The sequence below is a fragment of the Blastococcus saxobsidens DD2 genome (genome assembly GCF_000284015.1).
Classification (GTDB): Bacteria; Actinomycetota; Actinomycetes; order Mycobacteriales; family Geodermatophilaceae; genus Blastococcus; species Blastococcus saxobsidens_A.
This window is the reverse complement of the sequence record NC_016943.1, coordinates 2,691,725-2,706,016: the sequence shown is the minus strand read 5'-3', so window position 1 is coordinate 2,706,016 and position 14,292 is coordinate 2,691,725. Positions and strand designations below refer to the sequence as shown.

The following is a 14,292-nucleotide window of genomic DNA, read 5'->3' as shown; positions in this document are numbered from 1 at the left end:
CTCCCGGCGCCCGGTTATGGTCCGGAGGTGGAGACGCTCGCTTCTGCTGCCGCCGGGGACCGATCGGCGCCCGAGCCGACGGTGCTCGACGTGCTGGCGCTGGAGGAGATCGACCGCGATCTCTACCGCAGCACCCTGCTGTTCGCCGACCCGTTCCCGCTGTACGGCGGCCAGGTCGCCGCCCAGGCGCTGTACGCCGCCGGCCGGACCGTCGGGGCCGACCGCCTGCCGCACTCCCTGCACGGCTACTTCCTGCGCAGCGGCGACGCCGCCCGGCCGACGATCTTCCGGGTCGACCGCGACCGGGACGGTGGGTCGTTCTCGGCGCGGCGGGTCGTCGCCATCCAGGGCGGCGAGGTCGTCTTCAGCATGTCGGCCTCCTTCCAGGTGCCCGGGCCCGGCCCGGACGTGCAGGTGCAGGAGACCCCCCGGGTGGACCCGCCCGGGGAACTGCCCCCGCTGGCGCTGCCGCGGCTGTTCTCCATGGAGAGCCGCCGTCCGTCGCAGCCGTACGAGGGGCGCTTCCCGAACCGGTTCTGGGCGCGGGCGACCGTGCCGCTGCCGGAGGAGGCGCTGGTGCACGCCTGCGTGCTCACCTACCTGTCCGACATCGGGACGGGGCTGTCCGCGCTGCCCGAGAACGACGCGAGCCCGGGCCCGACGCTGGATCACGCGCTGTGGTTCCACCGGCCGGCCCGGCTCGACGACTGGGTGCTCATGGACATGGTCCCGGGCACGGTCTCGGGCGGGCGAGGCTGGTACACCGGGTCGATCGCCACACCGAGCGGCGTCCTGGCGGCGAGCTTCACGCAGGAGACACTGTTCCGGCCGGGCCGGAACCCGTTCCGCCCGGGGCGCTGACAACGGCCGCGGTAGCGCGCGGCGCCCGGGTCGTCTAGACGTCATGACGTATGGTCGGTCGCGTCCCGGCCCACGACCGCGAGGAGCCAGCCGGTGCGCATCGGAGTCCTGACCGGAGGCGGCGACTGCCCCGGCCTCAACGCGGTCATCAGATCGGTGGTCCGCACTGCGGGCGTCCACTACGGCAGCGAGGTCATCGGCTTCCGCGACGGCTGGCGGGGGCTGCTGGAGAACCGGTCCACGCCCCTGGACGTCGCCGCCGTCGACGGACTGCTGACCCGCGGGGGGACGACGCTGGGCTCGGCCCGCGTCGCTCCGGAGAAGCTGCACGCCGGCATCGACGAGATGCGGGCGACCCTCGACCAGCACGGGATCGACGTGCTGATCCCGATCGGCGGGGAGGGCACCCTCACCGCGGCGCACGTGCTGTCCGAGGCCGGCGTCCCGGTGGTGGGCATCCCGAAGACCATCGACAACGACATCGACGGCACCGACCTGACCTTCGGGTTCGACACCGCGGTCAGCATCGCCACCGAGCTCATCGACCGGCTGCACACCACTGCGGAGTCCCACCAGCGGGTGCTGCTGGTGGAGGTGATGGGCCGGCACGCCGGGTGGATCGCGCTGCACGCCGGTCTCGCCGCCGGCGCGCACCTGACCCTGGTGCCCGAGGAGCCGTTCGACGTCGACGAGGTGGTCCGGCTGGTCTGCGAGCGGTTCGCGCGCGGCGACTCGCACGTCATCGGCGTCGTCGCCGAGGGCGCGATGCCGCTGCCGGGGACGATGGCGTTCCGGGAGGGCGGCATCGACGAGTTCGGCCACCGCCGGTTCTCCGGCGTGGCCCAGCAGCTGGGCGAGGAGCTGGAGCGGCGCACCGGCAAGGAGGTGCGGGCGACGGTGCTCGGGCACGTCCAGCGCGGCGGGACGCCGACCTCGTTCGACCGGGTCCTGGCCACCCGCTTCGGCCTGCACGCCACCACCGCCGCGCACGAGGGGCACCACGGCCAGATGGTCGCCCTGCGCGGCACGGAGATCGAGCTGGTCCCGCTGGCCCGCGCCGTCGCCCGGCTCAAGACCGTGACTCCCGCCCGGCTCGCGGAGACCCGCGCCTTCACCGGCTGAGCCGGCCGCGGGCGGGGCTGCTCAGGCGTCGAAGTCGACCCGGACGGTGTCGGACAGCGGCAGGCTCTGGCAGGTGAGCACGTACCCCGCCGCCAGCTCCTCGGCCTCCAGGGCGTAGTTCCGCCGCATCTCCACCCGGCCCTCGGTGACCCGCGCCCGGCAGGTGCCGCACACCCCGCCCTTGCAGGCGAAGGGCAGGTCGCCGCGGATCCGCTGCGCCGAGTCGAGCACCGGCACGTCGCGGGGGAGGGCCAGCGTCGTCGTGCGCCCGTCCAGGACGACCGTCACCTCGCTGCTGGGCCCCGAGACCACTTCCTGGTCCCCGCGCACCGGCTGCGGCGGGACGTCGTCGACGTAGAACAGTTCCTGGTGCACGCACTCCGTGGGAACGTGCAGCCCGGCGAGCAGCTCCCGGGCGTCGCCGACCATGCCGTGCGGTCCGCAGAGCCACCAGTGCCCGACGTGCTCGACGTCGACCAGGTTCTCGACCAGGGCGCGCAGCCGGGCGCCGTCGAGCCGCCCGCTGGTGATCTCCGCATCCCGGGGCTCCCGGGAGAGCACGTGCACCAGCTGGAACCGTGGCCCGTAGGCGTCCTTCAGGTCGGCCAGCTCGTCGGCGAACATGACCGTGTTGGCCCGCCGGTTGCCGTAGAAGACGGTGACGGTCGACCGTCCGTCGCGCAGCACGCTCGCGGCCAGCGACAGCGCCGGGGTGATCCCCGAGCCGGCGACGACGAAGACGTGGTCGGCGGGCACGGACAGGTCCGCGGTGAAGGTGCCCGACGGCGGCAGCACCTCGATCCGGTCCCCGGTCCGCACCTCGTGCACCAGGTAGGAGGAGAAGAAGCCGCCCGGCACCTCGCGGACCCCCACCCGCGGCGGGGCGCCGACCGGTGCGCAGATCGAGTACGAGCGGCGCTCGTCGCGGTCGCCGTCGACCCGGCGCAGGGTCAGGGCCTGCCCGGGGCGGAACGCGTAGTCCGCGGCCAGCTCCTCGGGGACGGCGAAGGTGATCGCCACCGCGTCGTCGGTCAGCCGCTCGACGCGGGCGACGGTCAAAGCGTGGAACTGCGGCCGTCTGCGCGCGCTCGGCGGGGCAGATGTCGATGCCACTCAGATCTCCTTGACGTGCTCGAACGGCTCCCGGCAGCTCCGGCACCGGCGCAGCGCCTTGCAGGCGGTCGCGCTGAACTCGCTCAGCTCCTCGGTGTCGGGCGAGCCGCACAGCGGGCAGGCGGCGGTGCGTCGGGACGGTCCCAGCTGCAGCGGCACCGGGCCGTCCGTGCGGGCCGGTGCGGCGCCCGGTGGGGCGATCCCGCCGGCGGCCAGCTTCCGGCGGCCCGCGTCGGAGATCCAATCCGTGGTCCAGGCGGGGGAGAGGACGGTCCGGACGTCCACGTCGGGGAAGCCAGCGGAGTGCAGGGCGTGCACCAGGTCGGCGCGCATCACGCCCATCGCGGGGCAGCCGCTGTAGGTCGGGGTGATCTCGACGACCACCGTGCCGTCGCCCTCGGTGCGCACGTCCCGCAGCACGCCGAGGTCGGCGAGCGTGACCAGGGGCAGCTCGGGGTCGGTCACCGCCTCGGCGACGGCGCGGGGGTCCGTCCGCCCGGCGGTCACCACGTGGCCGCCGGGTGCGCCCGGGCCAGGCCCTGCAGCGTGGCCAGCAGGTCGGGAAGCTCGGGGCCGTGCCGGCCGGCGCGGCCCTGCGGGGCTGCGTCCGCCGGCCAGGCCGGCACCGGCAGCGTGGCCCGGTCGAGCACCTCGCCGAGCACCGATCGCACCTCCGCGCGGACGTCCGCCGGGTCGACGGCGACACCGGCGGTGCTGAGCCGCTGCTCGACGTCGGTCGCGGTGAAGAGGTCGGCCAGCAGCGGCCACACGGCATCGACCCCGTCCCGCGCCCGGCGGTGGGACTCCGCCGTGCCGTCGCCCAGTCGGATCACCCAGCGGGCGGCGTGGTCCCGGTGGTAGGCGAGCTCGTTGACGCCCTTGGCGGCGATCGCGGCCAGGACCGGATCGCGGGACCCGCGGAGCCGGGCGAACACCGCCAGCCGCACCGTGGCGGCGACCAGGAGCCGGACCATCGTCTGCGCGAAGTCGCCGTTGGGCGCATCGACCAGGCCGGTGCTGCGGAACTCGTCGGGGTCGCGGAAGTAGGCCAGTGCGTCCTCGTCGGCGATGCTCGCGGTGGCGTGGTCGCGGCTGCGCCCCAGCACGCCGACCGAACCGGCGCGGGCGAGCAGCAGCCGGGCCTGACCGAGCAGGTCGAGCGCGACGTTGGCGACCGCGACCTCCTCCTCGAGCTCGGGGGAGGAGGTCACCCACTGCATCAGGCGCTGGGCCAGCACCAGGGCGTCGTCACCCAGCATCAGGCAGTACGCGCCGAGATCGGCCGGGTCGATGCCCTCGGGAACGGTGGTGTCCACCCCCGCCAGCGGCTCGTCGAACCCGGTACCGAACGCCCAGTGCCCGTCGCCGTCGTGGGCGGAGTCCAGCGCGTCGTAGACGGTCTCCTCGTGACCCATCGCAGGGTTCCTCTCCATGCTCCGCGTGATCAGCCGTCGGCTCCCTCTCGGGGCCCCTTCCCCGCGGACCGAGGGGGTGGGGGGAGAGGGGGTCCTCTCACATGTGGGGAACGCCCTCGGGGATCTCGTAGAACGTGGGGTGCCGGTAGACCTTGTCGCCGCTCGGCGCGAACATGGGGTCCTTCTCGTCCGGGCTGGAGGCGGTGATGTCGGCGGACTTGACCACCCAGATGCTCACGCCCTCGTTGCGGCGGGTGTAGACGTCGCGGGCGGCGTGCACGGCCATCTCGTCGTCCGGGGCGTGCAGCGAGCCGACGTGCACGTGGTTGAGCCCGCGCTTGCCGCGGACGAACACCTCGTACAGCGGCCAGTCCCGGCGGCTCAGCGCCGGCCTGGGCTCGACCGGTACCCCGGCCCCGGTGGGGACGGCGCCGTGGCCGCCTTCCGCCGTCACGTCGGTCATGCCGCCGCCTCCGCCTGCTTCTGCGCGTAGGAAGTGGCCGCCTCGACCACCCAGGCGTTGTCGTCGCGGGCGGCCCGCCGGCGGGCGATCCGCTCCGCGTTGGCCGGGCCGTCGCCGCTGATCACCCGTTTGAACTCGGCCCAGTCGATCCGGCCGAACCGGTAGTGCCCGGTCTCGGCGTCCCAGGCGATCTCCGGGTCGGGCAGCGTGACGCCCAGGAACGCGGCCTGCGGCACCGACATGTCCACGTAGCGCTGGCGCAACTCGTCGTTGCCGTGCCGCTTGATGCCCCAGGCCATGGACTGCGCGGAGTTGGGGCTGTCCTCGTCGGGCGGGCCGAACATCATCAGCGAGGGCCACCACCACCGGTCGACGGCGTCCTGCACCATCGCCCGCTGCTCGGGGGTGCCGCGCATCATCGTCATCAGCAGCTCGTAGCCCTGCCGCTGGTGGAAGGACTCCTCCTTGCAGATGCGGATCATCGCCCGGGCGTAGGGGCCGTAGGAGGAGCGGCACAGCGGCACCTGGTTGCAGATCGCCGCGCCGTCGACGAGCCAGCCGATGACCCCGACGTCGGCGTAGTTGAGCGTCGGGTAGTTGAAGATCGAGCTGTACTTCTGCCGGCCCTCGATCAGCTTGTCGGTCAGGTCGGCCCGATCCGCGCCGAGGGTCTCGGCCGCCGCATACAGGTACATGCCGTGCCCGGCCTCGTCCTGCACCTTGGCCAGCAGGATCGCCTTGCGGCGGAGGCTGGGTGCGGCCAGCAGCCAGTCACCCTCGGGTTGCATGCCGATGATCTCGGAGTGGGCGTGCTGGGCGATCTGGCGGATCAGCGTCTTCCGGTAGCCCCCGGGCATCCAGTCGCGCGGCTCGATCCGCTGGCCGGCCGCGATGGTGGCGTCGAACCGCTCCTGAAGGGCGGCGGGATCCGGGGGGCCGTCGGCACGGGGCCGTTCCAGGGCGGGTGCGGACATCGGGCTCCTCCAGTGGGCGGCATTTACCGACCGATCGGTCGGTAATAGTGTGACCCGTGACACGGAACCGCACAAGCGGTCCGGCCGACCGGTCCGGGCCGACGTCCGAGGGGACGGCCGATGATGACGACGACCGACAGCACGCGCCGGCTCGGGGCCGCACCCGACCCCGCCCTCCTCGATCCCGCCGAGCGGATGCCGGTCGACGAGCTCCGCGCCCGGCAGCTCGAACGGCTGCGGTGGACCCTGCGGCACGCCTACGACAACGTGCCGCACCACCGGCGGGCGTTCGACGCGGCCGGGGTGCACCCCGACGACTGCCGGGAGCTGCCCGACCTCGCCGCATTCCCCACGACCGGCAAGGCCGACCTCCGCGAGAACTACCCGTTCGGCATGTTCGCCGTTCCGCAGGACCAGGTCCGCCGCGTGCACGCCTCGTCCGGTACCACCGGCCGGCCCACGGTGGTCGGGTACACCGAGGGGGACCTGGACACCTGGGCGGCGCTGATGGCGCGCTCCATCCGGGCCGCGGGCGGCCGCGCCGGCGACCGGCTGCACAACGCCTACGGATACGGCCTGTTCACCGGCGGCCTCGGCGCCCACTACGGCGGGGAGAAGCTCGGCTGCACGGTCGTCCCCGTCTCCGGGGGCATGACCCCGCGCCAGGTCCAGCTGATCACCGACTTCGCGCCGCGGATCATCATGGTGACGCCGTCCTACCTGCTCACCGTGATCGACGAGTTCGAGCGGCAGGGGCTGGACCCACGGGCATCCGGCCTGGAGATCGGCATCCTCGGCGCGGAGCCCTGGACCGAGCAGATGCGCCGGGAGATCGAGGACCGCATGGACATCCATGCCGTCGACATCTACGGCCTGTCCGAGGTCATGGGGCCGGGGGTCTCCCAGGAGTGCGTGGAGACCAAGGACGGCCTGCACATCTGGGAGGACCACTTCTACCCGGAGGTCATCGACCCGGTCACCGGCGAGGTGCTGCCCGACGGGGAGCAGGGGGAGCTCGTGCTCACCTCGCTGACCAAGGAGGCGATGCCGGTCGTCCGCTACCGCACCCGCGACCTGACCCGGCTGCTGCCGGGCACCGCCCGCCCCGGCATGCGCCGGATGGAGAAGATCACCGGCCGCACCGACGACATGATCATCCTGCGCGGGGTGAACCTCTTCCCGACCCAGATCGAGGAGGTGGTGCTGCGCACCCCCGGTCTCTCGCCGCACTTCGCCCTGGAGCTGAGCACCCGTGGCCGGATGGACCACCTCACGGTCCGGGTGGAGGCGCGGCCCGACTGCCCGGCCCCGCGCCGTCCGGCCGCCGCCGCCGAGGTCGCGCAGGCGGTCAAGGACGGCGTCGGGACCAGCGTGGAGGTGGTCGTGGTCGATCCGGAGACGCTGGAGCGTTCGCTGGGCAAGCTCAAGCGGCTGACCGACCTGCGCGAGCGCGCATGACGCGTCCCGGGAACGCCGGTCCGGCCCGGCGGGGTCGTCCGGGCCACTCGCTGGACTCGCTGCTCGGGGTCGCCGTCGCGGTGTTCAACGAGCGCGGCTACGACGCCACGACCATGGAGGAGCTCGCCACCCGGGCCGGCGTCAGCAAGTCCGCGATCTACCACCACGTGCCGGGCAAGGGAGAGCTGCTGCGGCTGGCCCTCGACCGGGCCCTGGACGCGCTGTTCGCGGTCACCCGCGAACCGGGCGCCACCGGCGGGCCGGCGATCGAACGGCTGGAGCACGTCGTCCGCGGATCGGTCCGGGTGCTCACCCGGGAACTGCCGTTCGTGACCCTGCTGCTGCGGGTGCGCGGCAACTCGCCGGTCGAGCAGGAGGCGCTGGCGCGGCGGCGCGAGTTCGATCGGCTGGTCACCGGGCTGGTGCGCGCCGCGGAGGAGGAGGGCGACGTCCGGCCCGACGTCGATCCCGCCGTCACCAGCCGGTTGCTGTTCGGCGCGGTCAACTCCCTCACCGAGTGGTACCGCCCCGACGGCGGGCTCGACGCGACGGCCGTGGCCGACGCGCTGGTCGCCACCATGTTCGACGGGCTGCGCACCTCCGCGCGCCCCGGCCCGGCCGGCCGTACGAACCGCAGGGGACCGGTCAGCCGACCGGGACCTTGGCCGGCACTCGGATGAGGTTGTCGTAGCGGTCGGTCCGTGACTGCTTGTCGGCGTACATCCGCTCGTCGGCGCGCCGGACCAGGTCCTCCACCGAGCACGGACGCTCGGGGTCCCACGGCTCGGCGCCGATGGAGAAGCGGAGCTCGAAGGCGGCGCTCGATCCGGCGTTGAAGTCGTCGAGGGCCTCGTGCACCCGCCGGCGCGCCACCGCCGCGTCCGCGCCGTCGCCCAGCAGGACGACGAACTCGTCCCCGCCGAGACGGCCGAGGACGTCACCCGACCGGCACGCCGCCCGCAGGACGGCTGCGGCCGACGCGATGGCTCGGTCGCCCTCCTCGTGACCCAGGACGTCGTTGACCTGCTTGAGCCCGTCCAGGTCGAGAAAGACGGCGAGCCGCGTCTCACCGGCCCGGGCGGCGCGGGCGAGCTCCTGTTCCGCCAGCTCGAACCAGCCACGCCGGTTGTGGATCCTCGTGAGCTCGTCGGTCGAGGCGATGACGGCCATGGCCCGCTCGCGGCGGCGGCTCAGCACGACCAGCGCCGTACCGGTCGTCAGCAGCATGCCGAGCACGAGCAGCTCCGTGCGCAGGCTCGCGCGTTCCAGGTGGCCCTGGAAGGCGTCCCGCGTCTGCACGTTCAGGACCGTCCAGGTGGTGCCGTCGATGTCCTGCCAGGCGCTGACGTGGTCGGTCCCGCCGTCGTCGGTGTCCACGATGCCGTGGTCCCCGCCGGACCGAGCGGCCTGCAACGCCGCGGGATAGGGCAGCGATGTGCCGATCAGCGCAGGGTCCGGCGCGCCGACGACCAGCCCCTCCGCGTCGACGATCCAGCCCTCGCCCTCCCCGGCGGTGAAGAACTCCGTCGTGGTGCTGCGGGCCGACCAGAAGCAGACGAACAGGCCCGACGTGCCGTCGGACAGCGTCGCCGGCGCGCCCAGCGCGAGAGCCGGCTCGTCGTCGATGGTCACGATCCCGGAGATCGGGATCCGGCCGGCGCCCGGATCTGTGGCCGCCGTGACCAGCGGCCGGAACCCTGGATCGGTGGGCGAGGCGGACGCGCCGGTCGGGGAGTAGGAGGCGACGACCTGGCCGCGGGTGTTGAAGACCGCCGCGCCGAGTTCCATCGCGCCGGCCGACATCTCGACGATCCTCCGCACCCGCGCCGTGTCCCGGTCCGCCGCCGGTCCGTTCCCCGGTTCGGCGCTGAAGGGTGGGACGCCGTCCTCGTCCTGGAGCGCCAGGACAGCGGCCAGCTGGTGGAAGGCGTTCCGCACCGTCTGGGCGGTCAGCTGGCCGAGCACACGGGTCTGGTCGACCCGGTCCTCCCGGTGCTGGTCGATCGCGAGCGCCCCGGCGCTGTGCGTGGACACGAGGCCCAGCACGCCCATGACCCCGACCAGCAGGCCGGACAGCACCAGCGCGCCCGTGGTGCGTCCCTTCGTGGGCTTGCTCCCGGTACCTCTCGACACCGCATGCCTCCTCTGGCCGTTGCCATGGCATCGGTTCAGGCCGGAGAAGCTTGAGCGTTCCCGCTGGACTTTCTGCGGAATCCTTCCCTTGCCGGGGGCCCTCGTGACCGGTTCGCCGGCGCGGCGTCCGGTCAGCCGTCGAGCAGGTCCGGAGGCCGCTCGCCCGCGCGTCGGCGGCTGGCTCGGCACCGCACCGCCCACGTGGAGCCCAGCATGCGGCCCCTCGCGTGCTCACGGCGCGGCCGGGTGGGGCCGTCCCCGGAGGTTCGCCCGGAGCCCCGGTGGGCGGATGCGCCAGGGACCGGGAACTGGGTTACGGTCGCGAGCGTGCGGCTCCCGGACGGCCTCGTGGCCGTGGTCAAACACGACTGCCCCACGTGCGTCCTCGTCGAGCCGGTCCTGCGGCAGCTGGGTGCGGCCGTGTGGTGCCAGGACGACGCCGGGTGGTTCGACGGCGACGACACCGAGCTGGAGCTGTCCTACCGCCTGGGTGTCGAGACCGTTCCCACGCTCCTGCGCGTGGAGGGCGGCGCGGAGACGGCGCGCGTGGTCGGGTGGAGCCGGGAGCAGTGGGCGGAGCTCACCGGGGTGCCCGACCTGGGGGAGGGGCTGCCCGAGCACCGGCCCGGCTGCGGATCGCTGTCGGTGGACCCCTTCCGGATCGACGCCCTGGAGGCCCGGTACGGCGGCAGCGGCCTGGCCAGCCGCCGGGTGGAGCTGGCCGACCTGGAGGACGAGCACGAGGCGCTGTTCGACCGCGGCTGGACCGACGGGCTGCCGGTGGTGCCGCCCACGCCGGAACGGGTGCTGCGGATGCTGCGGGGGACGACCCGCGACCCGGGCGAGGTGGTCGCCGTCGTGCCGCCCGACCTCGTCGAGTGCACCGTGGAGAAGGTGGCGGTCAACGCGGTGATGGCCGGGTGCCTGCCGGAGCACCTGCCGGTCGTGCTGGCCGCGCTGGAGGCGGCGTCCGCGGAGGAGTTCGCGCTGCACGGGCTGCTGGCGACCACGTACTTCTCCGGGCCCGTCGTGGTGGTGAACGGGCCGGTGGCCGAGCGGATCGGCATGAACGGCGGGGTCAACGCGCTCGGGCAGGGCAACCGCGCCAACGCCACGATCGGCCGGGCGCTCCAGCTGGTGGTGCGCAACGTCGGGGGCGGGCGCCCCGGTGAGGTGGACCGGGCCACGCTGGGCAACCCCGGCAAGTTCACCTTCTGCTTCGCCGAGCGGGAGCAGGACAGCCCGTTCGCCCCGCTCGCCGCCGACCGGGGTGTGCCGGGGAACGCGGTGACCGTCTTCGCCGGGTCGGGCGTGCAGCCGGTGGTGGACCAGCTCAGCCGCGAGCCCGGGTCGCTCGCCCGCACGTTCGCGGCCTGCCTGCGGGTCAACGCCCACCCCAAGCTGCCGATGGGGTTCGACGCCATGCTCGTCGTCTCGCCGGAGCACGGCCGGGTGTTCCGCGAGGCCGGCTGGGACCGTGCCCGCCTGCTCGCCGAGCTCGACGACCTGCTCACCCTCCCCGCCGACGAGCTGGTGCGCGGGGCCGGGGGCATGGCCGAGGGGGTGCCGGCCGCCCTGGCCGGCAGCGAGCTGCCCAAGTTCCGCCCCGGCGGCCTGCTGGTGGCGCACGCCGGCGGCGACGCGGGGCTGTTCAGTGCGATCGTCGGCGGCTGGGTGTCCGGGAAGACCGGGAGCGCCCCGGTGACCAGAGAGGTGCACGCATGAGGACCGTCCTGGATCCCACCGGCGAGCGGCGGACGTCGGCCCGGGAGCTGCTGCCCCGCCCGACATCGCTCCGGGGCCGCAGCGTCGGCCTGCTCGACATCAGCAAGGCTCGCGGCGACGTCGTCCTCGACCGGCTCGAGGAGCTGCTGACCGCGGACGGCGCGCGGGTGCGCCGGTACCGCAAGCCGACCTTCGCCCGGACCGCCCCGGTGGACCTGCGGCACGAGATCGCCGAGCAGTGCGAGGTGGTCATCGAGGCGCTGGCCGATTAGGGCTCGTGCACGTCGTGCAGTGTGCACGACATCGCTGATCTCGAGCGCCGCGGCGTGGTCGGAGTCTTCCTCGCCAGCGAGGCATTCGCCGAGGCGGCCCGGCTGCAGGGCGCGGCGCTCGGCTTCCCGGCGCCGTGCGTGCTGGTCCCGCACCCGGTCCAGGACCGCACCGACGCCGAGCTCCGGGCCGCGGCGGAGCAGGCCTACCCCGCGGTGTTGGCTACCCTCACGACGGGCGGGTAGCCGCCGACGAGGGAGGGTGCCTGCATGCCGGTCGTGGCACGGCTGGATGCGTTCCAGGCCAGGCATCCCGCAGCGGCCTTCCCGCTGGCCGTGGTCTACAAGTTCGTCGACGACCGCGGGCCGCACCTGGCCGCGCTGATCACCTACTACGGGTTCGTCTCGCTGTTCCCGCTGCTGCTCATCCTGACCTCCACGCTCGGCTTCCTGCTGGAGGACGATCCCGGCCTCCAGCAGCGGATCCTCGAGTCCGCGCTGTCGGACTTCCCGCTCCTCGGCCCGGCGCTGGTCGAGAACATCGGCGGTTTCCGGGGGAGCGGAGCCGCCTTGGTGATCGGCATCGTGGGCAGCCTCTACGGTGGGCTGGGCGTCATGCAGGCGGCCCAGGCGGCGCTCAACCGGATCTACGCCGTGCCCCGCTTCGCCCAGCCCAACCCCGTGCTGTCCCGGCTGCGCAGCCTGCTCCTCGTCGTGGCCCTGGGCCTGGCCGCGGTGGCATCGACGGGGCTGACCGCATTCGTGTCGACGTTCTCCGGCGCCCTGCCGGTGCCGGAGCCGGTGGTCACGGCCACGGTCACGCTGGCCAGCCTGGCGATCAACGTCGGCATCTTCCTGGTGGTCTACCAGGTGCTCACCGCGCGCCGGCTGGGCTGGCGCAACGTCGCCGTCGGCGCCGTCATCGCCGCGGTGCTCTGGGAGCTGCTGCACCTGCTCGGCACCTACTACTTCGGCACCTACGTGATGCGGTCGAGCGACGTCTACGGGGTCTTCGGCGTGATCCTCGGCCTGATCGTCTGGATCTACCTGCAGGCGCTCGTCGTCGTGCTCGCCGCGGAGATCAACGTCGTCCGGCACCGGCGGCTGTACCCCCGTTCGCTGCTGACCCCGTTCACCGACGACGTCGAGCTGACCACGGCGGACGTGCGCGCCTACACCGGTTACGCCCGGAGCGAGCGGTACAAGGGGTTCCAGCGGGTCGAGGCCTCGTTCCGCAAGGACGAGGAGCAGCGCCCCGCCGACGCCGAGGGCTTCCCCGGGGACGTCGCGCAGGACGACGCGGACGACGCCCACCCGCCGGCGAGCGGTCATCGGTAGACGACGTCCACGCTGCTGAATGCGCCAAGCGCATGGTCGGCGACGAAGTGCTGGTGATCCCGGCGCACCCGGGCAGCCGCCTCCTCGGCGAACCGCAGGACGTCGTCGACGAACAGCTCCCGGCTGCCGATCGCATCGAGGATCGCGGGCTCCACGTCGTAGTCGACGTTGCCGGTGTCGTCGGACATGGCATGGGTGTGCGCCAGCACCCGGCCGCAGATCTCGGCGTAGTCCTTCCACTCGCTGCCCGACAGCGAGCCCAGGCTGATCGAGTCCCGGAACGGCGCGCGCTCGCGCACCATGAAGCTGCGGCCGTCGATGTCCACGCTGCCGTAGAAGACGTCGCCGTCGACCAGGTGCACCCGTTGGGCGTGGCGGACCCGGTCGGCCAGGCCGTCCTGCTGGTACTCCGTGGGCGGGACCAGGCCGGACAGCGCGGACCGACGGGCCTGCTTGAACTCCAGGAGGAGGTCGTCGGTCCCGTCGGCGCTCCTGCCCTCGACGAGCACGAAGAAGCGGGTGAGACCGAGCGAGGCGGTGCCCGCGCCCTTGCGCTCGGCGACGTCCTTCACCCGCATCCGGCCGGCCCGCTCGGGCACCGGCACCTCGTTCTGGGCGACGAACCGGTCGACGATCTCCTGGAACTCGGCGCGGCGGCTGCTCACCGGGACGACCTCCTCGTCGGGGCGGAAGCCGCTGCGGGAGTCGTCCAGCAGGCCGGCCAGCCAGTCGGCCCGGGCAAGCTCGAGCGCGCCGGCGATGAGGTCGGCGACCAGCGGCGGTGCGTTGTCCAGGCGCAGCTGCTCGCCGCCCTCGGTGCCCTCGGCGGCGTAGGCGGCCATCGCGGCGGCGTAGCCGTGGAGGAAGTGGCCGGCGATGGCCCGCTGCTTCTTCCGGCCGTGGCCGCCCTTCTCCTCCGCGGCGAGCAGGAAGCCGACGGCGCCGCGCTTGAGGTCCCAGGTGAAGGGGGCGTAGTAGGCGTCGTCGAAGTCGTTCACCCCGAAGACCGGCACGTTGTCCGCGCTGGGCATCACCCCGAAGTTGCCCGGGTGGACGTCGCCGAGGGCGAGCACCGTGGGCATCCGGGCATCCTCACCGGCCAGGTCCCGGTAGAAGAGGAGGGCGGTGCCGCGGAAGAAGTGGAAGACCGACCGGGCCAGCTTGTCGAACTTCTGCTGCGCCTCCACGTCGTGGCTGGCGATGCGCGTCTCGTGGTCCTCGCGCACCGTCTCCCGGACGTGGATTCGGCGGTCGTTCCCGGCCAGCAGGCGCGGTATCGGCACCATGTGCCCCGCTGCCCGCCCCTCGGCGAGCGAGCGGAACGCCTCCACCCGTGAGCTGATCCGCTGCCGGCCCTCGGCGGGGGTGGTGGTCGCGAGCTGGGGCACATCCATGGTCCACGGGCTACCCGCCGCCGGGCC

Annotated in this window: 13 protein-coding genes and 1 pseudogene; 7 read left to right on the top strand and 7 right to left on the bottom strand. The window is 73.5% G+C overall.

Features of this window, described 5'->3' with window-relative positions; all coding sequences use genetic code 11:
• Positions 1-27: 27 nt before the first annotated feature.
• Both BLASA_RS12810 and BLASA_RS12805 read left to right on the top strand, forming a co-directional pair.
• On the top strand, positions 28-861 hold the full coding sequence (locus BLASA_RS12810) for an acyl-CoA thioesterase (RefSeq protein WP_041775748.1): 834 nt from the start codon (positions 28-30) through the stop codon (positions 859-861).
• Between the two features lie 93 nt (positions 862-954).
• Entirely contained in the window at positions 955-1,983 is a 1,029-nt protein-coding gene (locus BLASA_RS12805; protein WP_014376581.1) for an ATP-dependent 6-phosphofructokinase, read from the top strand.
• Positions 1,984-2,004: 21 nt separating this feature from the next.
• Here BLASA_RS12805 and paaE read toward each other — a convergent pair whose 3' ends face one another.
• From paaE to paaA, 5 genes are all read right to left on the bottom strand, one after another.
• Complete coding sequence (gene paaE / locus BLASA_RS12800) at positions 2,005-3,096, bottom strand: 1,2-phenylacetyl-CoA epoxidase subunit PaaE (RefSeq protein ID WP_041775747.1); 1,092 nt, start codon at positions 3,094-3,096, stop codon at positions 2,005-2,007.
• A complete protein-coding gene (gene paaD, locus BLASA_RS12795; protein WP_014376579.1) occupies positions 3,097-3,603 on the bottom strand; it encodes a 1,2-phenylacetyl-CoA epoxidase subunit PaaD in 507 nt (168 codons plus the stop codon). It abuts the gene before it with no gap.
• Complete coding sequence (gene paaC, locus BLASA_RS12790; protein WP_014376578.1) at positions 3,600-4,511, bottom strand: 1,2-phenylacetyl-CoA epoxidase subunit PaaC; 912 nt, start codon at positions 4,509-4,511, stop codon at positions 3,600-3,602. The genes paaD and paaC overlap by 4 nt, the downstream gene beginning before the upstream one ends.
• A gap of 97 nt (positions 4,512-4,608) precedes the next feature.
• Positions 4,609-4,896: a 1,2-phenylacetyl-CoA epoxidase subunit PaaB gene (paaB, locus tag BLASA_RS12785; RefSeq protein ID WP_231839641.1), complete on the bottom strand. Its 288-nt coding sequence runs from the start codon at positions 4,894-4,896 to the stop codon at positions 4,609-4,611.
• Between the two features lie 74 nt (positions 4,897-4,970).
• Entirely contained in the window at positions 4,971-5,948 is a 978-nt protein-coding gene (paaA, locus tag BLASA_RS12780; RefSeq protein WP_014376576.1) for a 1,2-phenylacetyl-CoA epoxidase subunit PaaA, read from the bottom strand.
• A 120-nt stretch (positions 5,949-6,068) separates the two neighbouring features.
• On the opposite strand from paaA, the gene paaK reads away from it, so the two are divergent.
• Positions 6,069-7,406, top strand: coding sequence for a phenylacetate--CoA ligase PaaK (paaK, locus tag BLASA_RS12775; RefSeq protein WP_014376575.1), 1,338 nt, complete (start codon positions 6,069-6,071; stop codon positions 7,404-7,406).
• Positions 7,403-8,086 (top strand): TetR/AcrR family transcriptional regulator, encoded by a 684-nt coding sequence (locus tag BLASA_RS12770; protein ID WP_014376574.1) that lies wholly within the window; start codon positions 7,403-7,405, stop codon positions 8,084-8,086. The genes paaK and BLASA_RS12770 overlap by 4 nt, the downstream gene beginning before the upstream one ends.
• Here BLASA_RS12770 and BLASA_RS23495 read toward each other — a convergent pair.
• Positions 8,052-9,539: a sensor domain-containing diguanylate cyclase gene (locus tag BLASA_RS23495; protein WP_014376573.1), complete on the bottom strand. Its 1,488-nt coding sequence runs from the start codon at positions 9,537-9,539 to the stop codon at positions 8,052-8,054. The two genes, BLASA_RS12770 and BLASA_RS23495, sit on opposite strands and share 35 nt — an antisense overlap.
• A gap of 327 nt (positions 9,540-9,866) precedes the next feature.
• On the opposite strand from BLASA_RS23495, the gene BLASA_RS12760 reads away from it, so the two are divergent.
• The 3 genes and pseudogenes from BLASA_RS12760 to BLASA_RS12745 all read left to right on the top strand — a co-directional run bounded on the left by BLASA_RS12760 (position 9,867) and on the right by BLASA_RS12745 (position 12,871).
• Positions 9,867-11,264, top strand: a complete 1,398-nt coding sequence (locus BLASA_RS12760; RefSeq protein WP_014376572.1) for a thioredoxin family protein — start codon at positions 9,867-9,869, stop codon at positions 11,262-11,264.
• Positions 11,261-11,779: pseudogene (locus tag BLASA_RS26440) on the top strand (UGSC family (seleno)protein). The gene BLASA_RS12760 and the pseudogene BLASA_RS26440 overlap by 4 nt, the downstream one beginning before the upstream one ends.
• Positions 11,780-11,803: 24 nt before the next feature.
• Positions 11,804-12,871, top strand: a complete 1,068-nt coding sequence (locus BLASA_RS12745) for a YihY/virulence factor BrkB family protein (RefSeq protein ID WP_014376569.1) — start codon at positions 11,804-11,806, stop codon at positions 12,869-12,871.
• Here BLASA_RS12745 and BLASA_RS12740 read toward each other — a convergent pair.
• Complete coding sequence (locus BLASA_RS12740) at positions 12,862-14,265, bottom strand: DUF2252 domain-containing protein (RefSeq protein WP_014376568.1); 1,404 nt, start codon at positions 14,263-14,265, stop codon at positions 12,862-12,864. The genes BLASA_RS12745 and BLASA_RS12740 overlap by 10 nt on opposite strands.
• Positions 14,266-14,292 lie beyond the last annotated feature (27 nt).